The organism is Streptomyces sp. CA-210063 (assembly GCF_024612015.1).
Taxonomy (GTDB): Bacteria; Actinomycetota; Actinomycetes; order Streptomycetales; family Streptomycetaceae; genus Streptomyces.
In genome coordinates this window covers 5,965,129-5,991,925 of record NZ_CP102512.1, presented here as the reverse complement: position 1 = coordinate 5,991,925, position 26,797 = coordinate 5,965,129, and the positions used below count along the sequence as shown (strand labels likewise).

General features: G+C 72.1%; 17 protein-coding genes and 2 pseudogenes. 9 read left to right on the top strand and 10 right to left on the bottom strand.

Annotated elements, in window-relative coordinates; genetic code table 11:
* Positions 1 to 40 precede the first annotated feature (40 nt).
* From JIX56_RS26195 to JIX56_RS26180, 4 genes are all read right to left on the bottom strand, one after another.
* Complete coding sequence (locus JIX56_RS26195) at positions 41 to 1,891, bottom strand: acetyl/propionyl/methylcrotonyl-CoA carboxylase subunit alpha (RefSeq protein WP_257544110.1); 1,851 nt, start codon at positions 1,889 to 1,891, stop codon at positions 41 to 43.
* 10 nt (positions 1,892 to 1,901) lie between these two features.
* The gene (locus tag JIX56_RS26190) at positions 1,902 to 3,500 is read right to left on the bottom strand and encodes an acyl-CoA carboxylase subunit beta (protein WP_257544108.1); all 1,599 of its coding nucleotides are present in this window, start codon (positions 3,498 to 3,500) and stop codon (positions 1,902 to 1,904) included.
* 279 nt (positions 3,501 to 3,779) lie between these two features.
* Positions 3,780 to 5,495 carry an acyclic terpene utilization AtuA family protein gene (locus tag JIX56_RS26185; RefSeq protein ID WP_257551118.1) on the bottom strand — a complete coding sequence of 572 codons (1,716 nt, stop codon included), beginning with the start codon at positions 5,493 to 5,495 and terminating at the stop codon, positions 3,780 to 3,782.
* 53 nt (positions 5,496 to 5,548) lie between these two features.
* Positions 5,549 to 6,346, bottom strand: a complete 798-nt coding sequence (locus JIX56_RS26180) for a TIGR03084 family metal-binding protein (protein WP_257544106.1) — start codon at positions 6,344 to 6,346, stop codon at positions 5,549 to 5,551.
* 254 nt (positions 6,347 to 6,600) lie between these two features.
* Between JIX56_RS26180 and JIX56_RS26175 the strand changes: the two genes are divergently transcribed.
* A complete protein-coding gene (locus JIX56_RS26175) occupies positions 6,601 to 7,563 on the top strand; it encodes an EamA family transporter (RefSeq protein ID WP_257544104.1) in 963 nt (320 codons plus the stop codon).
* Between the two features lie 230 nt (positions 7,564 to 7,793).
* Positions 7,794 to 8,867 carry an alpha/beta fold hydrolase gene (locus JIX56_RS26170; RefSeq protein ID WP_257544102.1) on the top strand — a complete coding sequence of 358 codons (1,074 nt, stop codon included), beginning with the start codon at positions 7,794 to 7,796 and terminating at the stop codon, positions 8,865 to 8,867.
* Between the two features lie 102 nt (positions 8,868 to 8,969).
* Here JIX56_RS26170 and JIX56_RS26165 read toward each other — a convergent pair whose 3' ends face one another.
* The 5 genes from JIX56_RS26165 to JIX56_RS26145 all read right to left on the bottom strand — a co-directional run bounded on the left by JIX56_RS26165 (position 8,970) and on the right by JIX56_RS26145 (position 12,614).
* Complete coding sequence (locus tag JIX56_RS26165; protein ID WP_257544101.1) at positions 8,970 to 9,569, bottom strand: hypothetical protein; 600 nt, start codon at positions 9,567 to 9,569, stop codon at positions 8,970 to 8,972.
* Positions 9,570 to 9,810: 241 nt separating this feature from the next.
* Complete coding sequence (locus JIX56_RS26160) at positions 9,811 to 10,365, bottom strand: GntR family transcriptional regulator (RefSeq protein ID WP_257544100.1); 555 nt, start codon at positions 10,363 to 10,365, stop codon at positions 9,811 to 9,813.
* Positions 10,366 to 10,549: 184 nt separating this feature from the next.
* Positions 10,550 to 11,044: an SRPBCC family protein gene (locus JIX56_RS26155; protein ID WP_257544099.1), complete on the bottom strand. Its 495-nt coding sequence runs from the start codon at positions 11,042 to 11,044 to the stop codon at positions 10,550 to 10,552.
* Complete coding sequence (locus JIX56_RS26150; RefSeq protein ID WP_257544097.1) at positions 11,041 to 11,400, bottom strand: ArsR/SmtB family transcription factor; 360 nt, start codon at positions 11,398 to 11,400, stop codon at positions 11,041 to 11,043. Before JIX56_RS26150 ends, JIX56_RS26155 begins: the two co-directional genes overlap by 4 nt.
* A 119-nt stretch (positions 11,401 to 11,519) precedes the next feature.
* Positions 11,520 to 12,614 (bottom strand): pentapeptide repeat-containing protein, encoded by a 1,095-nt coding sequence (locus JIX56_RS26145; RefSeq protein WP_257544095.1) that lies wholly within the window; start codon positions 12,612 to 12,614, stop codon positions 11,520 to 11,522.
* A 260-nt stretch (positions 12,615 to 12,874) separates the two neighbouring features.
* On the opposite strand from JIX56_RS26145, the gene JIX56_RS26140 reads away from it, so the two are divergent.
* Together JIX56_RS26140 and JIX56_RS26135 are read left to right on the top strand one after the other, a co-directional pair.
* Positions 12,875 to 13,246, top strand: a complete 372-nt coding sequence (locus JIX56_RS26140) for a DUF952 domain-containing protein (protein ID WP_257544094.1) — start codon at positions 12,875 to 12,877, stop codon at positions 13,244 to 13,246.
* 300 nt (positions 13,247 to 13,546) lie between these two features.
* Positions 13,547 to 13,903: pseudogene (locus JIX56_RS26135) on the top strand (IS200/IS605 family accessory protein TnpB-related protein); the annotation flags it as partial.
* A 556-nt stretch (positions 13,904 to 14,459) separates the two neighbouring features.
* Here JIX56_RS26135 and JIX56_RS26130 read toward each other — a convergent pair.
* Positions 14,460 to 17,693 carry an FAD-binding and (Fe-S)-binding domain-containing protein gene (locus JIX56_RS26130; RefSeq protein WP_257544092.1) on the bottom strand — a complete coding sequence of 1,078 codons (3,234 nt, stop codon included), beginning with the start codon at positions 17,691 to 17,693 and terminating at the stop codon, positions 14,460 to 14,462.
* 271 nt (positions 17,694 to 17,964) lie between these two features.
* Between JIX56_RS26130 and JIX56_RS26125 the strand changes: the two genes are divergently transcribed.
* The 5 genes and pseudogenes from JIX56_RS26125 to JIX56_RS26105 all read left to right on the top strand — a co-directional run bounded on the left by JIX56_RS26125 (position 17,965) and on the right by JIX56_RS26105 (position 26,787).
* On the top strand, positions 17,965 to 20,751 hold the full coding sequence (locus tag JIX56_RS26125; protein ID WP_257544090.1) for an ATP-binding protein: 2,787 nt from the start codon (positions 17,965 to 17,967) through the stop codon (positions 20,749 to 20,751).
* Positions 20,748 to 21,149 (top strand): annotated as a pseudogene (locus JIX56_RS26120) (roadblock/LC7 domain-containing protein); the annotation flags it as partial. The gene JIX56_RS26125 and the pseudogene JIX56_RS26120, both read left to right, overlap by 4 nt.
* 161 nt (positions 21,150 to 21,310) lie before the next feature.
* On the top strand, positions 21,311 to 21,658 hold the full coding sequence (locus tag JIX56_RS26115; RefSeq protein ID WP_257544089.1) for a DUF742 domain-containing protein: 348 nt from the start codon (positions 21,311 to 21,313) through the stop codon (positions 21,656 to 21,658).
* Positions 21,639 to 22,904 carry a cytochrome P450 gene (locus JIX56_RS26110; RefSeq protein WP_443031883.1) on the top strand — a complete coding sequence of 422 codons (1,266 nt, stop codon included), beginning with the start codon at positions 21,639 to 21,641 and terminating at the stop codon, positions 22,902 to 22,904. Before JIX56_RS26115 ends, JIX56_RS26110 begins: the two co-directional genes overlap by 20 nt.
* 157 nt (positions 22,905 to 23,061) lie before the next feature.
* Complete coding sequence (locus JIX56_RS26105) at positions 23,062 to 26,787, top strand: NACHT domain-containing protein (RefSeq protein ID WP_257544088.1); 3,726 nt, start codon at positions 23,062 to 23,064, stop codon at positions 26,785 to 26,787.
* The last annotated feature ends 10 nt before the right edge of the window (positions 26,788 to 26,797 follow it).

The following is a 26,797-nucleotide window of genomic DNA, read 5'->3' as shown; positions in this document are numbered from 1 at the left end:
GCGGGTGGTTGTGTGGCTGGTCGCGCAGTTCCCCGCGCCCCTAGGTGGGCTGGTCCTTGACTACGGCCAGAAGGGCGCCCACCTCGACCTGCTGTCCCACAGCCACGTGCAGGGCTGTCAGGGTGCCCGTCGCCGGGGCCGCGATTCTGTGCTCCATCTTCATCGCCTCCAGCCAGAGGAGGGGTTGGCCGGCCTGTACGGCTGACCCCGGATTCAGGCCATCCGCCACGCGTACGACCGTGCCCGGCATGGGGGCCAGGAGGGAGCCGGGGGCTTGCTGGGTGGTGGGGTCCGGGAAGCGGGGGAGGGCGGTGAGGTGGGTGGTGTTGACGTAGCGGTGGGTGCCGTAGCGCGTCACCTCGAACTTTTGCCGTACGCCCTCTACTTCGAGTACGACGAGGTGGCTGTCGGCGTGGATGACCGTGACTCCGTCGGCCTCCAGGCCGGTGCGGGTGTGGCGGTAGGTGGGCTCGTGTTCCTTGCCTGCCAGGGCGTAGCGCCTGGTCCGGGGCTGGGAGGGGACGTTGCGCCAGCCGCCGAAGCGGGGGTCGCCCTGGGTGTGGGCGTCGGCGAGGGCGGCGGCCAGGGGGGCGTACGGGTCCGGGGTGGGGCTGGTCAGGTCGGGCAGGTGGCGGTCGTAGAAGCCCGTGTCCATGCGGGCCGTCGTGAACTCCTCGTGGCGCAGGGAGCGGGCCAGGAGGTCGCGGTTGGTCGTCGGGCCGTGGATCGTGGCACGGTCCAGGGCGGCGGCCAGGCGGCGGATCGCCTCGGCGCGGGTGGGGGCGTGGGCGATGAGCTTGGCGAGCATGGGGTCGTAGTGGACGCCGATCGCGTCGCCGTCCTCGTAGCCGGTGTCCAGGCGGACGCCGGGCACGGACAGGCGGTGGAGGGTGCCGGTCTGCGGGGTCCAGTCGTGGGCCGGGTCCTCCGCGTACAGGCGGGCCTCGACAGCGTGGCCGCGCGGGCGTGGGGGGTCGGCCGGGAGGGGGTGGCCCTCGGCCATGCGGATCTGTTCGGCGACCAGGTCGAGGGCGAAGACGGCTTCCGTCACCGGGTGTTCGACCTGGAGGCGGGTGTTCATCTCCAGGAAGTGGGCCTTGCCGGCGGAGACGAGGAACTCGACCGTGCCCGCGCCCACGTAGTCGACGGCTCGGGCGGCGCGTACGGCCAGGGTGTGGAGTTCCTCCGTGAGTGCTTCGGGGAGGGCGGGGGCCGGGGCCTCCTCGATGACCTTCTGGTGGCGGCGTTGGAGGGAGCAGTCGCGGGTGCCGAGGGGCCAGATCGTGCCGTGGGTGTCGGCGAGGATCTGGACCTCTACGTGGCGGCCGTTCTCGACGTAGGGCTCGACGAAGACCTCGCCGTCGCCGAAGGCGCTCGCGGCCTCGGCTCGGGCGCTCTCCAGGGCGGCGGTCAGGTCGTCCAGGCGGCGTACGACGCGCATGCCGCGTCCGCCGCCGCCCGCCGCGGCCTTCACGAGGACCGGCAGGTCGTCCTCGGTGACCTCGTGCAGGGGGGTGAGCCCCATCAGCTCCTTGGCGCGGGTCTTGGAGGCCATCGCCTCGATCGCCTCCGGGGGCGGGCCGATCCAGGTGAGGCCCGCGTCGAGGACCTGGCGGGCGAAGTCGGGGTTCTCGGAGAGGAAGCCGTAGCCGGGGTGGACCGCGTCGGCGCCGGCGGCGAGGGCGGCCTTCACGATCAGGTCGCCGCGCAGGTAGGTGTCGGCGGGTGCCGCGCCCGGCAGTCGTACCGTCGCGTCGGCCACGCGCGCGTGGAGGGCGTTCTCGTCGGCGTCGGAGTGCACGGCGACCGTGCGGATGCCCAGCGAGTGGCAGGTGCGGAAGACGCGGCACGCGATCTCGCCCCGGTTGGCGACGAGCACAGAAGTGATCACTGAAGGTTCCTCACATCCGGAAGACGCCGAAGCCACCGCGTGCGCCCTCGTAGGGCGCCGTGTGGATCGCGGACAGGCACAGGCCGAGGACGGTGCGGGTGTCGCGGGGGTCGATGACCCCGTCGTCGTACAGCCGCCCGGACAGGAACATGGGGAGCGACTCGGACTCGATCTGCTGCTCCACCATCGCGCGGAGTGCGGCGTCGGCGTCCTCGTCGTACGGCCGGCCCTTCGCCGTCGCCGACTGCCGGGCCACGATCGAGAGCACGCCCGCGAGCTGCTGCGGGCCCATCACCGCCGACTTGGCGCTGGGCCAGGCGAAGAGGAAGCGGGGGTCGTAGGCGCGGCCGCACATGCCGTAGTGGCCGGCGCCGTACGAGGCGCCCATGAGGACGGAGAGGTGGGGGACCTTCGAATTGCTGACCGCGTTGATCATCATCGCGCCGTGCTTGATGATGCCGCCCTGCTCGTACTCCTTGCCGACCATGTAGCCGGTGGTGTTGTGGAGGAAGAGGAGCGGGATGTCGCGCTGGTTGGCGAGCTGGATGAACTGGGCGGCCTTCTGGGACTCCTCGCTGAAGAGGACGCCCTGGGCGTTGGCGAGGATGCCGACCGGGTAGCCGTGGAGGGTGGCCCAGCCGGTGGTGAGGCTGGTGCCGTAGAGGGGCTTGAACTCGTCGAAGTCGGAGGCGTCGACGATGCGGGCGATCACCTCGCGGGGGTCGAAGGGACTGCGGAGGTCGCCGGGGACGATGCCGAGCAGCTCCTCCGGGTCGTACTTGGGGGGTGCGGCCGGTGCCGGATCGGCGTACGCCTTGCGGTGGTTGAGGCGGGCGACGACGCGGCGGGCCTGGCGGAGGGCGTCGTGCTCGTCGACGGCGAAGTGGTCCGCGAGGCCCGACACGCGCGCGTGCATCTCGGCGCCGCCCAGCGACTCGTCGTCGCTCTCCTCGCCGGTGGCCATCTTCACGAGGGGTGGCCCGCCGAGGAACACCTTCGCCCGTTCCTTGACCATGATCACGTGGTCCGACATGCCGGGGATGTAGGCCCCGCCGGCGGTGGAGTTGCCGAAGACGACGGCGATGGTGGGGATGCCTGCGGCGGAGAGCCGGGTGAGGTCGCGGAAGATCGCGCCGCCCGGGATGAAGATCTCCTTCTGGGACGGCAGGTCCGCGCCGCCGGACTCCACCAGGCTGATGCAGGGCAGGCGGTTGGCGAGTGCGATGTCGTTCGCCCGCAGGGCCTTCTTCAGGCTCCACGGGTTGCTCGCGCCGCCGCGTACGGTCGGGTCGTTCGCGGTGATCAGACACTCGACGCCCTCGACGGTCCCGATGCCCGTGACGAGGGAGGCGCCGACCGTGTACTCGCTGCCCCAGGCGGCGAGCGGGGACAGCTCCAGGAAGGGTGTGTCCGGGTCGAGGAGCAGCTCGACGCGTTCGCGGGCGAGCAGCTTGCCGCGCTCGCGGTGCCGTTCGACGTACTTCTCGCCGCCGCCCGCGAGGGCCTTCGCGTGCTCGGCGTCGAGTGCGGCGAGCTTGGCCAGCATGGCCTCGCGGTTCGCGGTGTGGTCGGGGCCGCCCGGGTCGAGGGCGGAGCTGAGGACGGTCACGGGTGCACCTCGGGAGAGTCCGGGCGGCGGGCGGTCACGGGAGAAGCTCAACGTCGGGAGAGTCCGGGCAGCGGGCGGTCACGGGAGAACCTCAACGTCGGGAGAGTCCGGGCAGCGGGCGGTCACGGGAGAACCTCGACGTCGGGAGAGTCCGGGCAGCGGGCGGTCACCGCAGGGCCTCCGATGAGTCCGGACGGCGGCCGGTCACGGCAGGGCCTCTGGAAGTCCGGGCGGCGGGCGGTCACGGCAGTGCCTCCGGTGAGACCGGACGCGGGCCGGTCACAGGAGGGCCTCCGGTATGTCCAGGTGGCGGGAGCGGAGCCATTCGCCGAGGGCCTTGGCCTGGGGGTCGAAACGGTGTTGGGAGGCGACGCCCTCGCCGAGGATGCCCTCGATCACGAAGTTGAGGGCGCGGAGGTTCGGGAGGGCGTGCCGGGTGACGATCAACTCGGCTGCTTCCGGGAGGAGTTCGCGGAGGCGGTCGGTGGTGAGGGTGTGCGCGAGCCACCGCCAGGCGTCGTCCGTGCGGGCCCAGAGGCCGATGTTGGCGTCGCCGCCCTTGTCGCCGCTGCGGGCGCCGACGACGAGGCCGAGAGGTGCGCGTCGGCTGGGGAGCCCTGCCGGCAGGGGCTCCGGGAGGGGTGGCTCGCCGACCGGCCGCAGTACGAGGGTGTCGGCGGCCGGGGGCACGGGGACCCGGCGGCCGTCGTGGAGGACCGCCGTGTGCTGGACGGCTCCCTGGTCTACGTAGGCCGCCTCGAACACGCCGTAGGGCGCGCCCCTTCCCGGTGGGGCCAGGACGTGGAAGCCGGGGTAGCTGGCGAGGGCCAGTTCCACGGCGGCTCCGCTGAGGGCGCGGCCGACCGCATTCCGGTCGGGGTCGCGGACGACGAGGTGGAGGAGTGCGCTGGCGGTCTCCTCGGTCGGGGCGTCGGGATGGTCGGTGCGGGCCAGTTCCCAACTCACGTGTTCGGGGCGGGACTTGGCGGCGTAGAGCGCGGTCTCCAGCTGGTCGCGGACGAAGGCGGCCTTGCGCTCGATCTCCAGGCCGGTCAGGACGAAGGTGACCTCGTTGCGGTAGCCGCCGAGGCGGTTGAGGCCGACCTTGAGGGTGGGGGGCGGGGCCTCGCCGTGTACGCCGTCGACGCGGACGCGGTCGGGGCCGTCCTGGGTGAGCCTGACGGTGTCGAGGCGGGCGGTGACGTCGGGGCCCGCGTACCGGGCGCCGCCCGTCTCGTAGAGGAGCTGGGCGGTGACCGTGCCGAGGTCGACGAGGCCGCCGGTGCCGGGGTGTTTGGTGATGACGGCCGTTCCGTCGGCGTGGATTTCGGCGAGGGGGAAGCCGGGGCGGCGGAGGCCGGGGCGCCGAAGGCCAACCGGGGCGGACTCGTGGACCTCTTGAGCCTCTTGGACCTCTTGGACCTCTTGGACCCCGTTGAACCCATGAACCTCGTGGAAGAAGGCGTAGTTGCCGCCGGTGGCCTGGGCGCCGCACTCCAGCACGTGCCCGGCGACGACGGCGCCCGCTAGGCGGTCGTACTCCCCCGGGCCCCAGCCGAAGTGGGCGGCGGCGGGCCCGGTGACGAGCGCCGCGTCCGTCACCCGGCCGGTGACCACGATGTCCGCGCCCTCCCGCAGACAGGCCGCGATGCCGAAGCCGCCGAGGTAGGCGTGGGCGGCGAGGGTGCCGGGGTGCAGGGTGGTGAGGTCGTCGCCCTCGACATGGGCGACGCGTACGGGGATGCCGAGCCGGTCGGCCAACTCCCGTACGGCGTCGGCGAGTCCGGCGGGGTTGAGGCCGCCGGCGTTGGCGACGATCCGTACGCCCCGCTCGTGCGCGAGGCCCAGGCACTCCTCCAGTTGGCGGAGGAAGGTGCGCGCGTACCCGGCGGCGGGGTCCTTCAGGCGGTCCCGGCCGAGGATGAGCATGGTCAGCTCGGCGAGGTAGTCGCCGGTGAGGACGTCGAGTTCGCCGCCGGTGAGCATCTCGCGCATGGCGTCGAAGCGGTCGCCGTAGAAGCCGGAGGCGTTGCCTATGCGGAGGGGCCTCACTCGGACTCCTGCTGGGGCTCGCGTCCCTTGCCGGGCGGGCCGGCGAAGGCCTGGGCGATGTCCAGCCAGCGGTCGGCGTCGGACCCTTCGGCGTGGAGGTCGAGGTCGGCGCGGTGGGCCCGCTGGGTGACCAGCAGACAGAAGTCGAGGGCGGGGCCGGTGACGCGGTCGGTCGCGTCCTCGGGGCCGGACGCCCACACCTCACCGGCAGGACCGATGAGTTCGACTCGGAACTCCTCGAACGGCGGGGTCAGTCCGTGCACGCCGAACGCGAAGTCGCGGGTGCGGACGCCGAGGCGAGTGATGTGACGGAGCCGGCCGGTGGGGGCGATCCGGGGAACGCCCAGTGCGTCGGCGATGTCCAGGCCGTGCGCCCAGGTCTCCATGAGGCGGGCGGTCGCCATGGAGGCGGTGGACATGGGCGGGCCGTACCAGGGGAACCGCGCGCCGTCGGGTGCCGCGCGCAGGGCGTCCTCCAGGGCCTCGCGCCCGGCCCGCCAGTCCGCTAGCAGTCGGGCGGGCGGCTTCCCCGCCCCTTCCTCCGCACCGTTGTCCACGAAGTCCCCGGGCGAGGTCAGCGCGTTCTCGACCTCACGGGCGAAGGCGTCCTGATCGGTCACCGCCAGCACGGAGGAGTGGTCGGTCCAGGCGAGGTGGGCGATCTGGTGGGCGACGGTCCAGCGCGGGGCGGGCGTCGCGAGCGCCCACTGCTCCGGGCTCAACTCGGCCACGAGCAGGTCGAGTTCCTGACTCTCGGCGCGGAGATCGTCGATCACGGGCGTGGGGTCGGCCATGGGGGGAGCATGGCAGCGGGACCGGAAACAAGCAAGCGTGCTTGTATTTTTGGGGCGGATTTCTGGGTGCGGACGGACTTCCGGGTGCGGACTTCCGGGTGCGGACTTCCGGGTGCGGACTTCCGGGTGCGGACTTCCGGGTGCGTAAGCTCCAAAAGTGGTTTACAGACCTGACCCAGTCCATTACCTTGAACTACTAAGTTCCACATACTGAACGAAGCGCTCTCGCTCCCCGCTCTTCCTGGACGGCTCCCGTGACACTCCCCAGCGCTGAACAGTCCGCGCCCGCCACCACCACGACGACGACACCGGCCGGCCCCGCGTCCGGCGGTGCTCGCGGGCCGCGTTCCCTCGGGCCGGTCGGCCTGGTGCTGGCCGGTGGGATCTCGGTGCAGTTCGGCGGGGCGCTGGCGGTGAGTCTGATGCCGCGGACCGGGGCGCTCGGGGTGGTGACGCTGCGGCTCGCGGTGGCCGCGCTGGTGCTGCTGGTGATCTGCCGGCCCCGGCTGCGCGGGCACTCGCGTACCGACTGGGGCACGGTCGTCGCCTTCGGCGTCACCATGGCCGCGATGAACGGCCTCTTCTATCAGGCCCTCGCCCGTATCCCCCTCGGCCCCGCCGTCACCCTGGAGGTGCTCGGCCCGCTGGCGCTGTCCGTCCTCGCGTCCCGCCGAGCGGTGAACATGGTGTGGGCCGGGCTGGCCCTCTGCGGTGTCTTCCTGCTCGGCGGCGGGGGCGGCTTCGGCGGCCTCGACCCGCTGGGCGTCGCCTTCGCCCTCTCCGCCGGGGCGATGTGGGCCCTGTACATCGTCTTCAGCGCGCGTACGGGCCGACGGTTCCCGCAGGCCGACGGGCTGGCGCTGGCCATGGCCGTCGCGGCGGTGCTCTTCCTGCCGCTGGGGCTCGTCGAGTCCGGGACGCGGCTCCTCGACCCGACGACGATCGCGCTGGGCGCCGCCGTCGCCGTACTGTCCTCCGTCCTCCCCTACACCCTCGAACTCCTCGCCCTGCGCCGCCTGCCCGCGTCCACGTTCGCGATCCTCATGAGCCTGGAGCCCGCGCTCGCCGCGACCGCCGGGTTCCTGATCCTCGACCAGACCCTCGCCGCCACGGAAGCCCTCGCGATCGCGCTGGTCATCGGGGCGAGCATGGGGGCGGTGCGGACGCAGGTGGGGCGGGGGAAGGCGGGGCGCGGGAAGGCGGGGACTGCGGGGTGAGCCGGGGGTGGTTCGGGCTGGTGGGGTGAGGGCAGTCGCTTTGCGGTGCGGCTCCAGGTCCGGGGCCGGGGCCCGCTGTCGCTTCGACTCAGGCACCGTCCCGCTGCGGCTGCGGCTGCGGTGGTCGTAGCCGCCGCACTGTTGCCGAATCGGCAAAGGGGTTCGTGTGGGGGGTGCGGTCCGCCGGAGGATCGGGGGCACGCACCGCTCACCCGCCCTCGGGAGGATCCATGCCGCAGACGACCGCCGGCACCACCTCGGCCCCCACCTCCGCCTCCGCCCCCAACGCTTCGTCGCTCTCCCCCTCCAACCCGGCCTCCGATCCCCACGCCCGTACGCACCGGCTCGTCCCCTCACCCGCCGGTCGGATCCACCTGGTGGAGCAAGGCAGCGGGTCACTGGTGCTACTTGTGCACGGTTTCCCCGAGTCCTGGTACTCGTGGCGGCACCAGCTGCCCGCGCTGGCCGCCGCCGGCTACCGCGCGGTGGCGATCGACGTGCGGGGGTACGGCCGTTCGTCGCGGCCCTCGGCCGTGGAGGCGTACCGGATGCTCGACCTGGTGGCGGACAACGTCGCCGTGGTGGACGCCCTGGGCGGGGAGCCCGCGGTGATCGTCGGGCACGACTGGGGCGCGACCATCGCCGCCACCTCCGCCCTGCTCCGGCCGGACGTCTTCCGCGCGGTCGGCCTGCTGAGCGTGCCGTACACCCCGCCCGGCGGGCCCCGGCCGAGTGAGGTCTTCGCGCGGATGGGCGGCACGGAGGAGTTCACGGAGGAGTTCTACGTCTCCTACTTCCAGCGGCCCGGCCGGGCCGAGGCGGAGATCGAACCCGATGTACGGGGCTGGCTCGCCGGTTTCTACGCCGCGCTGTCGGCCGACACCATGCCCGCGTCCGGCGCTCCGGACCCGCACTTCGTCGGCCGCGGCGGGGCGCTGCGCGACAGATTCCCGCAGGGCCGCCTGCCCGCCTGGCTCGGCGAGCACGAACTCGACGTCTACGCCGGGGAGTTCGAGCGGACCGGCCTGACCGGGGCGCTGAACCGCTATCGGAACATGGACCGCGACTGGGAGGACCTGTCCGAGCACGCCGGCGCGCCCATCCCCCAGCCGTCCCTGTTCATCGGCGGCACCCGGGACGCCTCCACGACCTGGCTCGCCGACGCGATCGAGGCCTACCCCACGACCCTGCCCGGCCTCACCGCGTCCCATCTCCTCGACGGCGCCGGCCACTTCATCCAGCAGGAACGCGCCGAGGAGACGAACCGCCTCCTGACCACGTGGCTCGCGTCCCTCACCAACTGACGGACCTCGCCCGGCAGTTCGGCCCGTGAACCGGGCTGGGCGGGCGTACTGGCGTACTGGCGGCCACCCGGCCCGGCACATCGCCGGCGAGCGTCGCCGGCCCTAGCGCGCCCCCGCGCCGCCCGGCACGAAGTGGACGGGGATGTACTGGTCGTACAGCCGCACGTTCGTGGCCGTGAAGTCGGCGCGGGTGACGATCGCGCAGCGTACGGTCTCGCCGCAGACCTTGCCGTCGGCGATCTCGGGCCGGAGGTTCAGCGTCGTACGGAACGTGCCGCCCTTCTCGTACGGGAGGGTGATGCCCGGTGTCCCCGTCCCGGTGTCGGTGATGCGGCGCGACGATCCGTCCTGGGCCTCACGGCCACCGAGACAGGGGCCGGGGAGGGTGGTGTAGGTGGTGGGGTCGCCGACCTTGACACCGTCCGGGATCACACAGAAGGCGAGGAAGACGCCCTGCGCCCGGTTGTATCCGGCGCCCTTGACCTTGACGGTGCCGCCGGCGGCGGGCAGGACGACGGGGTTGGCCTTCAGTCGCAGCCGGAAGGTGTCACCGTCGGCGGTGGTGACGGTCCGCTGCGCCTTGCCGGTCAACGGCGTGGCGGCGGCCGTTCCCGCCAGCGGAACCACGGCGGCGAGCCCGGCGGCGATGACGGCGAGGGCGCCGCGCAGCAGGTTCCTGGGCCTCGGGGTGGGGGGTTTCATGGGGGCGGAGGCCATCCCTTCACTTGTGTCACTCGTGCATTACTTGAGAACTGAAGTTCTTGATCCCATGCCTAAGACACGACTGACCAGTAGGCAACGCCGATCAGAGCCATTCACCATTCGGACACGAGACCATCACGGCGGACGGTGACGTCCGGGCGGGCAGGCAGGCAGGCAGCCGGGAAGGTTCATGCAGGGAGCGGCGGTCGGGGCGTCGGGTTCGGCCTCGGTCTCGGCCTCGTCATCCGACTCCGTTGTCGATCGCGATCTCGTAGCGCAGTCGCTGCCGTAGCGCCGGCATGACCATGCGGTCGACCTGGAGGGGGCGGTCGTCGTGGTCCAGGGTGACCCTGGTCAGCCGGAGGACCGGCTCTCCCGGTGCGGTCCTCAGGGTCTCCCGCTCCTCGTCGTCCGGGAGGTCGGCCGTCACGTCCTCGCGGACGAGGGCGCCGACGTGGCCCAGTTCGGCGAGCAACGTGACGGCTCCGCCGGGGATTTTGGCGGTTCCGGCGAGGCGGGTGCCGCGGGCGATGTCGACGGGGTAGTAGGTGTCGGTCAGTTCGTTCGGCTCGTCGTCGAGGAGGATCAGGCGGCGGCGTACGACGACGGTCTCGCCCTCGGCCAGCCCGAACAGCCGCGCCACCTCGGCGGGTGCCGGCACCTCACCGGCGTAGAGAATCCGCTGGGTGCCCCGGCGCCCCTGGGCCGCCGCGTCGGCGCCCCAGGCGTCGCCCTGCCCCTTCTCCCGCCGGGTCAGATACGGCATCGAGGTGCTGACCCACTTGTTCGCGCTCACGGAGCCTCCCGGACGACCGGCCTACATCTCAGCGGACCCTGCCACTTTCGGTCCAGGACCATGCCTCGCCCCGTTCCGGTGACTGATCGAGGTCGGACCGCGCCGTATGCCCCGGGCTCCGGGCTCCGGGCTCGACGGTTCCGCGAGCCCGGGCGGACGTGGTGGGGGGACGCCGGGGGACGTGTCAGCGTGGGGCGTCGGCGAGCAGCGCGTCGATCTGGCCCATGGCCAGGCGCATGCCCTCTTCCATGCCCATGGCCGACATCTTTTCGAGCTGCTCGGTGCTGACGAACGTCGTGACCGTCGTCATGCGCGAGCGGGTTCCGAGCGCCTCGATCGTCACGACGGCATGGGTGGGCTCGATGGTGGTGACGGGCTCGCCGTCATCACCGGCGAAACCGTCGTCGAACTCCAGCCGGTGCGGCGCTTCGATCGCGGTGATCGTCCACCATCCGCGCGCCTTCTCGCCCTCCGGGCCGGTCATGAAGTAACGGGACCTGCCTCCCACCAGGAACTCGTGCTGCTCGAAGGTGGCCGGCCATGTGGGCGGTCCCCACCAGCGCTCCAGCTGGCGCGGGTCCTCCCATACCTGCCATACGCGCTCGGGGGCGGCGTCGAACTCGGCGACGAACGTCAGCGTCAACGCCTCGGTGTCCTTGTGCGAACTGATCACAGTCATCGTTCTGCCTTCCCTTCACCTTCTCGGTCTTCGGCCAGGATCTGTTCGATGCCTGCCGCGCGATGCCGCCAGAGCTCCTCGTACGCGTCGAGGAGACGGGCCGCCCGGCCGAGCGCCGCCATGTCGGCATGCACGATCTGCTCCCTTCCGCGCCTTCTCTTGGTGACGAGCGAAGCACGTTCGAGAACCGCCACATGCTTCTGCACCGCAGCGAAGCTCATGGGGTAGTGCTGCGCGAGCGCCGACACGGACTCCTCCGCGCGGATCACCCGGGCGATGATGTCGCGGCGGGTCGCGTCCGCCAGGGCATGGAAGATACGGTCGGCATCCGCCTCACTCAGCTCTTCTACAACCATATGGTTGTACGTTAGTCCCGGCCGGCCGCCCACGCAAGGACGAACCCCGCGACGCACCCCGCGACACACCCCGCATCGAACAGCGTCCTCACGGCCTCATGCGCCGGCCCCCTCGGTCATCACCGCATCGAGCGCAGAGGTGGGTGTCGGGTGGTGATGCCCGGGGGCTGGAGAAGGGGTGGGGGTTCGGGGCCGGGGTCTTCCGTGGGGACGAGGCCGGCGGTGGTGGGGTCGAAGTCGGGGGGCCAGCGGGTGTGATCGCTGGTGAGGGCACCGGTGAGGCGGGCCTCGGTGAGGTCGGCGGTGGTCAGGTCGGTGCCGCGGAGGTCGGCCAGGCGGAGGTCGGCGCGGTGGAGGACGGCGCCGGACGCGTCGGCCTTGCGCAGGTTCGCCTCGCGCAGGTCGGCCTCGGTGAAGTCGGCCTCGCGCAGGTCCGTTTCGACGAGTCGCGCGCCCCGCAGGTCGGCCAGGGCGAGGCGGGCGCGGCGCAGGATCGCGGTCTTGAGGTCGGCGTGCCGCAGGTTGGCGGAGACGAGGGAGGCCCGGGTCAGGTTGGCGTGATAGAGGCCCGCCGCTTCCAGGCAGGACCGGTCGAGGTTGACCGCCGTCAGCCACAGTCCGTCGCAGTCGGCCCGTCGCAGGTCGGTGACGCTCAGGTTGAGCCACGACTGCTCCCGGGGGTGCAGCAGCAGCACGCCGAGTCCGGTCAGCGCCACTTGGGCGTCGGCCGTCCGTACCTCCAACGGCACGACGTCGTTGATCGGCGTCTCCGCCGCCGGGGCCTCCGGTCCGGTGGGCGGCCAGGGCAGACGCGTACGCAGGTACGCGGCCAGGATGGAGAGGATCGCCTCGCGGTCCCGCGCCGAGTGCTCCGCGATCCGCCACAGCGCGTGGAGCCCGCCGATGCGTACGTCCGGCTTGTCGCTGCCGAGTTGGTCGACCGCCCGGCTGAACCGGTCGGTGACGTAACCCTCCTGGGTCGCGCGCAGACCGTCCTGGCTGACCCGGAGTTGGCGCCAGGTGGCGTACGCGCCGAAGAGCACGGCCAAACCGCCGATGGCTTGCAGCAGCGTCGTACGGACGTCGCTCACGGCCTTCAGCCTGTCCCGCGCGTCCACGCTCGCCCCGGCGAGATCGTGGTCGACCACCGCGCCCGGCAGGACGACGAGTATCGCGCCGAGCGCTATGAGCCCCACCAGTCCGGCGACGGCCACGACGGCCGTCCGTCGCCACCCGGCCTGACGGTCTCGCCACGGTCGACGTCCGCGCTCTGGCCGCCCGGTCTCCATGAGCACGGGAGCCTAGGCGCGGGCCCGCAACCGATCAAGGTGCGTCTCGCGGTGGCGGACTCGGCGACCCACCCGGCTGCCGGGCCGGCGACACGGCGTGTGAGGGGCGGTGAGGGGGGCCACCGGCGGGGTGGGCGGACCTGCCGCTCGGCTTCTGGCGCCGACACCTGTTGTATAACCGGGCGATGATCCTCCACGTCGTGTCACTTGAGGCCTGGTACGCCGAGCCGGACCAGCCGTACGCCCCCGCGTCCCTCGCGGCGGACGGTTTCGTCCACTGTTCTCCCGATGAAGCGACCACCCTGGCCGTCGTCAACGCCTTCTACCGGGAGGCACCACGGCCGTTGCACGCCCTGCTGCTCGACGAGACCCGGCTCGACGCGAGGGTGGAGTTCGAGGCGGCGGACCCGGCCCCGCCGCCCGGTGTTCCCGACGACGTCCTCTTCCCTCACGTCTTCGGGCCGATCAACCGCGACGCCGTCGAGCGGATCCAGGAGATCGAGTGGGACGAGGAGGGGCGGGCGACGGGGCTGCGGGATACGGATGACGTGGGCTGAACGAGCGGCCACCGCCACAGAGGGCCACAAGTCCGGCCTGTGGGAGGGCCGGTCGGCGCCGGAGCGGTCGTAAGACGTGCCGACGCTGCCGGGGTCTGAGCTGCTTCCAGTGGAGTGCGTTCAAGAGCATTCTGGTGATTGGGGGTGAGCGTGGGTGGTCTGTGTCGTGCCGGGCCTCGTCCGTGAAAGCTGTTCGCGGTGGGGAACTGACGTTCTTTCATCGAATGCGTGACCTTCCTGGGTGGCGCTCGTTGGCCTTGGCGAGGAGATCTTCAGGTGGGGCCGGACGGGGGTGACGGGGTGGGTGGGCTGAGGAGCCTGGCGGAGCCGTTCGTCGCGTCCGGCCCCAGTGGCGTGGCTGTCCGTACCCGCCTGAAGCAGCTGACGCCGGACGATGAGAAGGTGTTGCGTCTGGTGGGCGGGCATCTGGGGTCGCTGGCCTCGAAGGACCTCAAGACGCGCTGCCGGGACGGCGTGTCGCATTCCGGTGAGACGTGGGCGGTGCGTAAGCGGGAGCTGACGCCGCTGTCGTCGTCGCGGTGGGCGGGCAGCATCACCAAAGCCACGCACGACCAGTGGGCGCTCGCCCGCCGCTGCCAGCTCGCCCACATCCAGAACCTGGAAGCAGTCGTCCGCACCATCGAGGACCGGCTGACCACTGCGCCGGCCGAGGCCGAGGAGACCCTGGAACGGCTGGTCGACGCACAGTTGGTGGAGCTCGTCGGTGAGGAAGGCGGCTCTTTGCGGTACCGCCTGCACGACCTGACCCGCGTGTTCGCACGGCAACAGGGCGAGGAGGAGGAGACAAGGGACGAGGTGCTGGACTGCCTTGACACCTGCAACGAGATGCAGGACGGCTTCGGCCAGGCGTTGATGCTGCGCACCCTGGGTGAACTCGATCTCGCGATGGGCCGGCCCGAACTCGCGGTGGGTTACCTGCACCGTTCGTTGCAGTGGTGGACGGCGCTGAAGCTGCCCGTGTGGCACGCGCGCGCGTTGCGGGACTTCACGGCCGCCCACGACGCGTTGGCGCGGTCCGACGAGGCCGGCACCGCCCGGAGCGAAGCGGGGGAAGATCCTCTGGCTGCGCGGTAGGAGAAGATCCTCTGGCTGCGCGGTAGTGCAGGGGCGCGGGGGCCACCGCCGCCCGGCGTCGGACCGGTGTGAGGCGGCCACGTGACGCGTGTGCATTTCCGGACGTTTTCCGGGGCGATCATCGGGAGGAGGCTCCCGGCCGCGGCTGCTCCTCCGTCAGTCCCGCCGCCAGCACCTCCGCCAGGTGCAGCCCCCTCCTCCCCGCCAGCTGCTCCAGCTGTGTCCGGCACGAGAAGCCGTCCGCCAGGACGATCGTGTCGTCGGTCGCGTCCCGCACCGCCGGGAGGAGTTGGTCCTCCGCGCAGGCGACCGAGACGTCGTAGTGGCCCTTCTCGAAGCCGAAGTTGCCGGCGAGGCCGCAGCAGCCGCCGCTGAGGTCGCCGGTGAGGCCGGCGGCGGTGCGGAGGCGGCGGTCGGGGGCGTCGCCGAGTACCGCGTGCTGGTGGCAGTGGGTCTGGCCGACGACCGGGCGGTCCACGGCGGGCGGGGTCCAGTGCGGGGCGTGGCGTTCCAGCGCTTCGGCGAAGGTGAGGACCGAGGCGGCGAGTCGGTGGGCCCGGGGGTCGTCGGGGAGGAGTTCGGGCAGGTCGGTGCGGAGCGTCGCGGCGCAGCTCGGTTCGAGGACCACGATCGGGATGGGAGGTACGGCAAGATCCGGGTCCTCCTCCGGCATCCACTGCGGGACGGGGTTCAGGAACAGTTCGAGCAGGTCGAGCGTGCGGCGCAGCACCGCGCGGGCCCGGTCGAGCTGGCCTGTGGAGATGTACGTCAGGCCGCAGCAGACCCGGCCCTGCCGCATCGTGAACAGGGTGCGGCTGAGCTTCAGTTGGGTGAGGGCGACCTCCTCGCCCGCCTCCGCCCTCCGCAGCCAGGCCGGCTTCCGCTTCATCCGGAACGTCGGCGGCACGATCACCTGCAGCCCGGCCGCCTCCAGCACCCGTAGCGCCGCCTGCCCCACGGACGGCGAGAGGTATTCCGTGAAGGTGTCCGTCCACAGCAGCACCGTCGTCGGTGCCTCGTCGTCCTCGTCGTCCTCGAAGTCGTCGGCGGCCTCGAAGTCCACGTCGGCGCCCATCTCGGCGAGCGTGTCCGCCAGTTCCTCCGGACGGAGGGGACGGCCCCTGACATCCCGCTTCCGCCACTTCCAGAAGCCCGAACCGCCGAAGGGGATCTCGATGACCGGCTCATCCCCCAACAGCTCCTCCGCCTCCGCCGCGTCCACCTCCTCCAGCTTGGCCTGTTCCCTGAGCCTCCGCTCGTACCACCGGACGAACGGCACCCTCGCCAGCCGCGGCAGCTCCCGCTCCCCCGCGATCCCGCCCAGCCGTTTCGCCAGGTCGGCCAGAGGGCGTACACCGGCAAGGAAGTTGACCAGTCCGGCCGTGCGTGTGCGGGCGACCAAACGGAGCCACAGCGGCAGCCGGCCCATCGTGTAGTGGGCGGCCGGGCGGCGGCGGCCGTCGTAGTGGTGGTGGAGGAACTCCGCCTTGTACGTGGCCATGTCGACGCCGACCGGGCAGTCGGAGCGGCAGCCCTTGCAGGACAGGCAGAGGTCGAGGGCGTCCCGTACCTCAGCCGAGCGCCAGCCGTCGGTGACCACCTCGCCGGCCAGCATCTCGTGCAGGAGGCGGGCCCGGCCCCGGGTGGAGTGCTCCTCCTCGCCCGTGGCGCGGAAGGAGGGGCACATGACGGCTCCGGACGCCGGACTCACCTCCGTCGTACGGCACTTGGCGACGCCCACACAGCGTCGTACCGCCGCCGAGAAGTCACCGCCGTCGTCCGGGTACGCGAACTCCACCGGCACGGGCTCGCGTGGCAGGACCGCGAAGCGGAGGTTCGAGTCCAGCGGGGCCGGGCGGACGAGCATGCCGGGGTTCAGGAGGTCGTCCGGGTCCCAGACGCCCTTCACCTGCTCGAACAGCCGGACCATCTCGGTGCCGTACATCGTCGGCAGAAGCTCGGCGCGGGCCTGGCCGTCGCCGTGTTCGCCGGAGAGGGAGCCGCCGTGCGACGTGACCAGTTCGGCCAGGTCCTCGGAGAAGCGGCGGAAGCGGGCGACGCCCGGGGCGGTCATGAGGTCGAAGTCGATGCGGACGTGGATGCAGCCGTCGCCGAAGTGACCGTAGGGCGTGCCGCGCAGGTCGTGGGCCCCGAGGAGGCGCCGGAAGTCCCGTAGGTACGCGCCGAGTCGGGCCGGCGGCACCGCGCAGTCCTCCCAGCCCGGCCAGGCCTCGCTGCCGTCCGGCATCCGCGTCGCCGTGCCGCTCGCGTCCTCGCGGATGCGCCACAGGGCGCGCTGGGCGGCGGCGTCCGTCACCACGAGGGAATCCACGAGCGTGTCGGACGCGTCCGCCTCGCGGACGATCGCGTCGGCGTGCGCCCGTGCCTCGGCGGCCGTGTCGCCGCCCGTCTCCACGAACAGCCAGGCCCCGCCCGCCGGGAGGCCGGTCGCCCCCGGCGGGACGAGGTCCGCGGCCATGCCCTCCACGGTCAGTGGGCTGTGCGGCAGCAGGCCGGGGGCCGCCTCGGCCGCCGCGCTCTCGTCGGCGTACGCCAGGACGGCCAGCGCACGCGCGCGGGGTGCCTCGACGAGGCGTACGACCGCCTCCGTGAGCACTCCGAGTGTGCCCTCGGAGCCGCAGAAGGAGCGGGCCACGTCCGCGCCCTTCTCGGGGAGGAGTGCGTCGAGGGCGTAGCCGGAGATACGGCGGGGGAGGTCGGGGAAGCCGGTGCGCAGGCGGGCCAACTCCCGCTCCACCAGGGGGCGGAGGCCGTCCGGCGCCCCTGCCCAGTCCTGCCCCAGTCGTCGTACGTCCCCTCGCGCACCGAGCACCGACAGCTCGCGCACGCTGTCCGCCGTCGTGCCCCAGGCGACCGAGTGGGAGCCGCAGGAGTTGTTGCCGATCATGCCGCCGAGGGTGCAGCGGCTGTGGGTGGAGGGGTCGGGGCCGAAGCGGAGGCCGTGCGGGGCGGCGGCCTCCTGGAGGCGGTCCAGGACGAGGCCGGGCTGGACGACGGCCGTACGCGCCCCGGGGTCGAGGGAGACGAGCCGGTTCATGTGGCGGGTGAAGTCCAGGACCACGCCCGTGCCCGTGGCCTGACCGGCGATCGACGTGCCGCCACCGCGCGCGACGACCGGCACGCCGTGCTCACGGCACACGGACAGGACGGCCGCGACGTCGTCCGCGTCCCGGGGCGCGACCACGCCGAGCGGGACGCGCCGGTAGTTGGACGCGTCCATCGTCATCAGCGCGCGTGCGGTCGCGTCGAAGCCGGCCTCGCCGCGCACGCCGGCCTTCCGCAGCGCGCTCCGCAGCTCCGCCGTGTCCCCATGACCCCCGAGTTCCGTCATGCGTCCCAGGATGCACCCGACCACTGACAGTGACCACGAGGTGACCGAGTGACCGGTGGAAAGACGGCGCGCCGCGCACAGGGAACGTTGGCCGGATTCCGGGGAGCTAACCGGAAACCGGCCAACCGTAGTCACGAAGTCCCATATAGTGACGGCCAATTGAGCACCGATTGAGTACCAGACGTCGCTTCTCGTTCAGGGACCGACCGAGTTACCGCTTCCAGGAACCGACTGCGTTACCGAGTTCAGAACCGACCGAGGACACCAGCCGATGACCGCGCCCAGCCCCCCTCGCTCACCAGGCGAACGCCCCGCCCCGCGCTCAGTCCTTCCGTTACCGCTGGTGACCGCCCTGTTCGCCGCCACCGCGGCCGGCGCCGCGGTCGCGCTGGCGCCGCAGTCCGTGCGGTTGCCGCTGGCGGGCGGCGCGGGCGCGGCCGCGCTGCTGCTCACGCTCGCCGTCGCGGTCGCCGTGCACGCGCGCGCGTCGGTGAAACTGCTGCGTCACCGTCTGGACGCCGTCTCCCGGGACGCCGGTCTGCTGCTCCAGGAGCGGGCCCGGATGGCCGAGGAGTTCGGGCAGGAACGGGGGCGGCTGACCGAGGAGTTCGTGCAGGAGCGGGCGCGGATCGCGGCCGAGTACGCGCGGGAACGGGTCCGGCTGACCACGGAGTCCGAGCGCGAGCGCGAACGGCTGTCCGACGAGCGGGACCGTACGGTGGAGGAGACCGCCCAGGAGCGGGCCCGGCTCACCGAACGCGCCGAGCGGGCCGAGGCCGACCGCACCGCCGTCCTCGCCGTCACCGCCAATGTGGCGGGCCGGATGCAGGCCCTCGCCACCGGCACCCTGGCCGACCTGCGCGCCATGGAGGAACGTCACGCCGACGAGGACGTCCTCGCCGACCTTCTCCACCTCGACCACCGCACCGCCCAGGCGGGCCGTCTCGCCGACTCCGTCGCCGTCCTCGCGGGCGCGCGCTCGGGCCGCCGCTGGGCGCGGCCGATCCCCATGGAGTCGATCCTGCGCGGCGCGATGGGCCGCATCGGCGCCTACCGCCGGGTCCGGCTGCACTCCTCCAGCGAGGCCGCCGTCGCCGGGCACGCCGCCGAGGGCGTCATGCACGCGCTCGCCGAACTCCTCGACAACGCGGCCAACTTCTCGCCGCCGACCGCCGAGGTCCATGTGTACGTCGAGGAGGTCCCGGCCGGCGCGATCATCTCCGTCGAGGACTCGGGCCTCGTGATGAGCGACGTCCAGCTGCGGCGCGCCGAACGCGCCGTGTCCGGCGAGAGCGCCGACCTCACCAGTCTCTCCGGCACCCGCCTCGGCCTCGCCGTCGTCGGCCGTCTCGCCCGCAAGCACGGCCTGAAGATCTCCTTCCGCCCGTCCGCCCGCGGCGGCACGGGCGTCCTGATGCTCATCCCCCAGGACGTCCTCGCGAGCACGACCCCCTCCGCGCCGCCCGCCACCGCGCCCGGCCGGTCGCGCCCCTACGACACCGTCCGCGCCCCGCACGACCTGGACGCCGCCGAACCGACGCCCATGCACGCGTTCCCGACGGACGCCCCTGCCGCGCCCGTGGCCGACCCGGTGGCCGACGCCCTGATCGACTCCCTGTCCGGCTTCAGGCCCGGGACTCCACCCCCTGCCGACACCCCGACCGGCTCCCCGACGTTCGGCTCCTCGTACGACGCCTCATACGGCGCCCCCTACGACGCCTCACGCAACGCCTCGCACGACTCCTCCTTCACCTCGTCGTTCAGCTCTGAATTCGGCTCCGGGTTCGACTCTGGGACCGGCCACGGGATCGGCTCCGGGACCGGCCACGAGGTCGGCTCCGGAGTCGGCTCCGGTTCCGACTCCAGGGCCGGCTCGGGGGCCGTCCCCGACCCCGGCTCCCACCTTGGCTCCGGGCCCGGCTCTCCGACCGCCGCCGATGAGCCCCCCACCGCCTCCGACGCCCTCCCCCGGCGCCGCCGCGGCCGGTCCCTCTCCGAGGCGGAGGCCCGCAGCCGCGCCACCGGAACCTCCGCCCGCCCGGAACGCGCCTCCAGCCCCGCCGAGGACGCCAGCACCGGCGCCATCCGCTTCAGCAGTTTCCGCCGCGCGGTCCGCGGCACGGGCGGCCTGGACCAGGCGTTCGTCCAGGGGACAGCCGCGGGGGACGAGGCTTCCACCGGGATGCCGGGGGCGGCCCCCGTACAGGAGGGCGCCCTGGAACCCGTACGGGATGCCGCTCCGCGTGAAGAGGTCGTACGGCACCCCGAGTTGGAGCCGGTGCGGGAGCTTGAGTGGGGTGCCGTAGGGGGAACGGCCTGGGAACCCGAGCCCGTGCGGGACGCCGAGTGGCAGCCCGAGGCCGTACGGGAGGCCGAGTGGCAGCCCGAGGCCGTACGGGACACCGAGTGGGAACCCGGGGCCGTAGGGGACACCGCGTGGGAGCCCGAACCCGCGCGCGGACTCCCGTGGCAGCCGGAAGCCACACCAGAACCGGCGGCGCGAGGACCGGAAGCCGGGCGAGAGTCGGCGCAGGAGCGGGCCGGCGGGCGAGAGCAGGCGTGGGACCCGGAACCGGCGAGAGAACCGGCGCGGGAACCCGAACCCGGGCGAGAGCAGGCGTGGGAGCCGGAACCCGCGAGCGAACCGGCGCGGGAGCCCGACTCTGCGCAGGAACCGGCAGGGGGACTCGACCCCGCGGAAGCGTCGGCGTGGGGATCCGGACCCGCGGAAGTGCCGTCGTGGGAGCCCGGAGCGGCGACAGCGTCGGCGTGGGAGCCCGGAGCGAAAGGGCTCGCGTGGGAAGCGGAAGCGGCCAGAGAGCTGACGTGGGCGCCCGAACCCGTACGGGAAGCGAAGTGGGAGCTCGATCCGGTACGGGAACTCGCGTGGGAACCCGTACGGGACACACGCCCCGACCCTGACGACGGCACCACTCCCGGCCCCAGCCCCTCTTACCCGGCGACGGGCCCGGACCTGGACCCCGACCCGGCCAGAGCGCGGCCCCCCGCCCCGGACCCGCGCACGCACCCCCACCTGGAAGGCGACCACACCCCATGACCGGCACCGGCATCAGCGCCGACGACAGGCTCACCTGGCTCATGGAGGGGTTGCTGGAACGCACTCCGGGCGCCCGGCACGCGCTCGTCCTCTCGCGGGACGGCCTGAAGCTGTGCCGTACGCCGGAGCTCTCGATCGACCAGGCCGACCAGCTCGCCGCGATCGCCGCCGGCATCCAGTCGCTGTCCCACGGGGCGTCCGTGGAGTTCGGCGACGGCAGCGGGGGTGTGCGGTCGGCGATGGCGGAGTTCTACGGCGGGGTCCTGTTCATCGTGGAGGCGGGCGAGGGCGCGCATCTGGCCGTGGTGACCGACGAGGAGGCGGACGCCGGGCTCGTCGGACACAACATGAGCGAGCTGGTCGAACAGCTGGGCGAACACCTGAGCGCGAAGCCGCGCCGCCCGACGAACACGGCGAGCACAGCCGGCACGACCGACACAGCCAGTACGAGGAGCACAACGAGCACCACGAGCACCACGAGCACAGCGAGCAGGACGAATACGACGAGTACGGCGAGTACGGCAACGACCTCCGCTACGGCTCTGGCGCCCCGTACGTCATGAGCCGGCCCGGCAGGGACGACCTGCCCGACCGGCTCTACACGCTCACCGGAGGGCGCAGCCGGTCCGCGCCCGGAACGCCGTTCGACCTGGTGACGCTGGTGGTCGCGGAGAGCCAGCCGGTGCCGGGCATGCAGTCGGAGCATGTGACGATCCTGCGGCTGACGGAGCGGCCGACGGCGGTGGTGGAGATCGCCGCCGAGCTGCGGCTGCCGGTGAGCATCACCAAGGTCCTGCTCTCCGACCTCCTCGCGGCGGGCCGGGTCAGCGCCCGGCATCCGAACCAGGCCGCACTGATCGATCTGGACATTCTGGAGCAGGTGTTAGTTGGACTTCGCAACCTCTGAGAACGGCAGCGGCACGGGCCACTCCGTACCCGTACCCCTACCCGTCATCGGCGCCCGCCTCCATGCCGAACCCCGCACCTTCTACCGGGAGTTGCGACGGGACCACGGCGAGGTGGTGCCCGTGCTGCTCGACGGGGGCGTACCGGCGTGGCTGGTGCTGGGCTATCGCGAGCTGCACCAGGTGACCAGTGATCCGGAACTGTTCAGCCGGGACTCCCGGTTGTGGAACCAGTGGCCGAACATCCCCGCCGACTGGCCGCTGTCGCCCGTGATCAGCCGGGAGCAGCCGTCGATTCTCGGCACGGTCGGCGAACGGCACCGGCGGCGCGCCGAGCTGATCGGCGAGGCGCTGGAGGCGGTCGACCCGCTCGAACTGCGCGGTCACGCCGAGCGGTTCGCCGACGAGCTGATCGACGCGGTGTGCGGGGTGGGCGCGGCCGACCTGGTGGCGCAGTACGCGGCACTGCTGCCGGTCCGCGTCCTGGCGTACCTCTTCGGTTTCCCGGAGGAGCAGGGTCCGGGCCTGGTCACCGCGTTGAACGACATCCTCGACGGCCAGGACCGCGCGCGGCCGGCCGAGGCGCGGCTGGGGGCGGCGATGGCCCGGCTGGTGGCGGAGCGGCGGGAGCGCCCGGCGGACGACGTGGTGTCCCGTCTGCTGACGAACGCCTCCGCCCACGGTTTCACGGTAGAGGAGGTCACCCATGACGTGATGGTCATGCTGGCAGCCGGGCACCAGCCGACCACCGACTGGATCGGCAACTCGCTCCGCCTGATGCTGACCGACGAGCGCTTCGCGGCCTCCCTCTTCGGCGGGCGCAGCAGCGTCGCCGAGGCCATGAACGAGGTGCTCTGGGAGGACGCCCCCATCCAGAACGCCGCCGGCCGCTGGACCACCCGCGACACCCGCCTCGGCGGCCGCGCCCTGCGCACCGGCGACCTCGTCCTCCTCGGCCTCCAGGGCGCCAACTCCGACCCCCGCGTCCGCACCGACGGCTCCGCCCTCACCGGCGGCAACAACGCCCACTTCTCCTTCGGCCACGGTGAACACCGCTGCCCCTTCCCGGCGCAGGAGATCGCCGAGGTCATCGCGCGGACGGGCATCGAGGTCGTACTGGACCGGCTGCCGGACCTCGACCTCGCCGTACCGGCGCGGACGCTCACGCGGCGGTCCTCGCCCTGGCTGCGGGGGCTGGTGGAGCTGCCGGTCCGTTTCTCGCCCGCGCCGGCGGTCGGCGGCCGGTGAGCCAGGATCGCGGCCGCATCGCGATCTCGGCCGCGTCGCGCCAAGTGGCGAGCTCATGCCTCGGCTGGTGAACTGAAGGCAGGGATCCCTCCACCTCGACATCCCCAGCCCGGGAGCGTCGGCTCACAGCCGGTCCCGGCGGAGCCGACGGAGGGTCATGGGATACGTACTCCACGCCCGCAAGGTCAAGGTCGTCACGGGTCCCCCCGAGGCCGGCCCCTGTCGGGAACTGTGGGCGCACGCCCGGCGCCCGTTCGCCGCCGCCCTGTGGCACCTGCGTAGCCGGTGGCTGCTCCGCCGGGGCGTGAGTCATGCCAGACGGTGGTGGACTCCGCCGGGGACGACCGTGTTGCTCGTGCTCATCATCCTGTTGACCTTGGCGCTCGTCGCGTACGTGTTCAACGCGCTGATGGCCGTCCTTGAGGTGAAATGGGCAAAGAGCCCGGACGACGTCTGCACGGACACGGGCAGAGAGGACGAGGACGACAAGGACGCCGCTTGCGACGCGCTCACCAGCGTGGCGCTCCCTCTGCTCGCCCTGGCCTCTTCCACCCTGTTGTTCCTGGCCTGGCGGCTGTGGGAAGTCCGCCGGTTCTGCACACGTCGGGCGAGGACCGAGCCCGGTCGTCTGGTGCAGACGGCGGGCAGTCTGATGGACGAGGTGGTCGGACGCGACCAGCTGTGCAACGCCATCATGAAGAACCTGGGCGACAAGAAGGTCCGACGACCCCATGTCGTCGTCGGGGGCGTCGGCGTCGGCAAGACCGCGCTGTTGGTCCGTCTCACGCAGAAGCTCGCGGCCGTGGGGGCCGTTCCCATCCCGGTACGGCTGCGCGACATCCAGGGTGAGGAGCCGCTGGACTTCGACGAGTTGGCGCTCGCTCGTTTCCACGAGATGGTGCGGGCGAAGGTACGGTCCGACGGCGATGTCGACAGGATCTGGCGGTGGCTCCGGCAGCGGGCCGACCAGATCGTGGTCCTCGCGGACGGTCTGGAGGAGGCGTACAGCCAGGACCATGCGAGTGGCCGCCGCGACAACCTGATCCGGGAGGCGATACGACGGGCCGGCGAGGAAGGGCTGCCGCTGGTCATCGCCTCACGGCCGCACGACCCGCTGCGCGCGATGCAGGCGGCCGTCTCGGAGCTGGAACCGCTGAGCAACGAGGCGGCGTTGCGTTACATCTCGCGCAGCGGCAGTTGGCGCTCCAACTCGACCCTGCTCGACCGGATCGTGGAGGCCGCCGACATGGCGGAATCCCCCATCTACCTCAAGCTCGCCAGGGACCTGCACAGCAAGGACCTGTTGGAACCCCTGTGGTCCGAGGGCAGGGATCCGGACATCCAGCTGCGCGACAGCTGGAAGTGGCGGGCGGGACTCATGGAGAAGTGGATCGCCGCGCTGGTCGACGGCGACGTCCACCCCGAACTTCCCATCGACCACGACACGAGGCTGGCGGTCGTGGAGTACGTCTCCGCGCTGGCGTGTGTCGGTCTGGCCTCGGACAGCGCCGACGTGAGGTTCGCCGAGCTCGACCCCGACGCAGGCGGCCGGGACGGCAGGCCCGAGCACGACGGCCCACACGGGCGAACGGCCCGGGCGGGCGGAAGGGAGTGGAACGACCTCGTCGCCCAGGAACTGGACCGACGGATGCGGAAGCTGCAATGGCGGCCGGCGGATTACGCCGCGAACCACGACGCCTCTTCCTCCCGTCCGGAGCACAGCTGCTACTTCGAGGAAGCGTCAGGCGGCGACTGGTGGGTGCGCCCCAGGGTCGACATCCGGATGGCCGCGACGTGGGCCACTCGGATGGGTCTGGTCAACGAAATCGGTGACAGGGTCCGCTTCCAGCACAGCATCGTGCAGGCCTATCTCGGTTCCCGCTTCCTGGGCAAGATCTTCGAGTGTCCGCCGGCCGACGGGCAGCCGGACAACGCACACATCACCGGGGCTCTGAAGCAGGGCGGACGGGAACTCCTCATCGCCCTGACGTTCCACTCCCGCTCGCAAGGCGGGAAGTGCACCTGCCGTGATGCCGAGACAGCTGAACTGCGGTGCCCCGTCGACAGGATGCGCGAGCTGTTGAAGAACCAGGCCCGGAACCTCCTGACCGATGCGGGACACGCCTGGTACGTGACCGGGCCGGCCCCGGAGGCCGGAGACGGCGAGCCCGACGACCGTGGCAGTCCGCGTCTGAGGGCACTCGAGGTGTACGGCGCCGCCGTGGAGATCGACAGTGTCGCGGCCGTGCCCAGGCAGGAGCACCTCATCAACGCGATCGAGGAGGACTGGCACCAGCTGGGCCAGGACGAGGACCCCGCGCGGCTCCGCGAGGCGAAACTCGCCCTGGTCAAGCAGTGCGGTACGGCGATACACCGGGTGGCCGCCACCCGGAGCCGCGACCCGGAGAACACGCACACGGCGTACATGCCGTACGGCCTCATGTTCCGGATCGGCCGCAAGGAATCGGACCGCCGCGTGCGCGAAGCGCTGGTCAGGGAGGTGGGAGCAGGCGGCGAACCGGCGTTTCAGGCGGTGTGCGGCTCACTGCAGGCGGCCTGTGCGACGGTGGCGACCCATCGTCAGTGCGGCGGCCAGAGCGTGACGCCCTCGCCGGGAGAGACGGGGGAGACGGGGGAGACCGACCCCGGTGCTCAGCAGTGTCCGGACGAGGAGAAGGAACGGGAGGAATACAGGGCGGCCGAGGCGGAGGCCCTGGCGGAGCGGACGAACTGGAACTGCAACGCCATGCGCGCCTGGCTCCTCCCCCTGCTCGTCGACTCCTCCCTGATGTCCCGCCACCTCGCCAGCCCCCGCGACGACCTGGACAACTGGGTCCGGGTGGCGACCGGGAAGGCCGAGGCCGCGATCCGCGACAGGGCCGGGATCCTCAAGGACGGCTCCGGCGCACCCATCGGCCTCGGGGTGACGCTGGCCCAGGGCTTCAAGTACGCGGCCAACCGGCGCCCCGGCCCCCGGTCCAACAGCAAGGCCCGGGAGTACCTCATCAAGCAGGCCCAGGAGCTGCTGAAGTACAGCACCTTCTGGTACACGCGCCTGACGCTCCTGCACGCTCTGACCTTGTGGAGCCTGCCCGACGACGTCATGGCGGACCAGCCGCTGCGCGGCCACGGGTCGGACCCGAAGGGCCAGGTCAGGGAGTGGCTGTCGCTGGGCGAGGGGAGTCAACGAAGCCGCAAGGAGCACCCGCTGGTGGCGGCGGCCGCGAAGCTGGCGGTCCGCGCGCTGCAGACCCGGCGGCCCGAGCGGTTCCTGTGGATCGACGAGGCGACCGTGGCCTCCAGCATCGGCACCGAGGTCGGGCTGCCCGGGGAGCAGCGCGCCCACAACCTGTGGATACCGCCGTCCAACGGCTGGGGCACCCTGGATCCCACGGCCCAGCAGTTGTTGGCGGACATACTGCTGCTGATGATCCTCGGCGAGCGGTCGTACCGGCCGAAGGACGGTTTTCGCCACCTGGACCTGTGTTCGCGTGAACCGACCCAGATGCCCTCCTGCCTGCTCGGGAACCGCACCCGGCTGGACCCCGTCCGGGGCGCGGAGCGCGCCTCGCAGCCCGGCTCCAACTGCACGGACGACTGCCGGCTGAAGATGTGCCCCTACCCGGCCAAGGTGGAGAACCTGCGCATGGAGTTCAGCGAGGTCTTCTGCCTGCACCAGCGGGACCTGCTGAAGAAGTGGCAGCCCTCGGCGTGGGCTTCCCTGCGGTTCCGGCGGGAGGCCCCGTGGCAGCGCGCGGTGCCCGTCGCCGGTATGCGCCGCTTCTGGGACCAGATGAGCGACCGGGCCCGCGACATCGACCCGGGCACGGGTCCCGTCTCATCCGACGGACGACATTTCGCCCACGTTTCGCGGAGCCGATAGGCTCGCACCC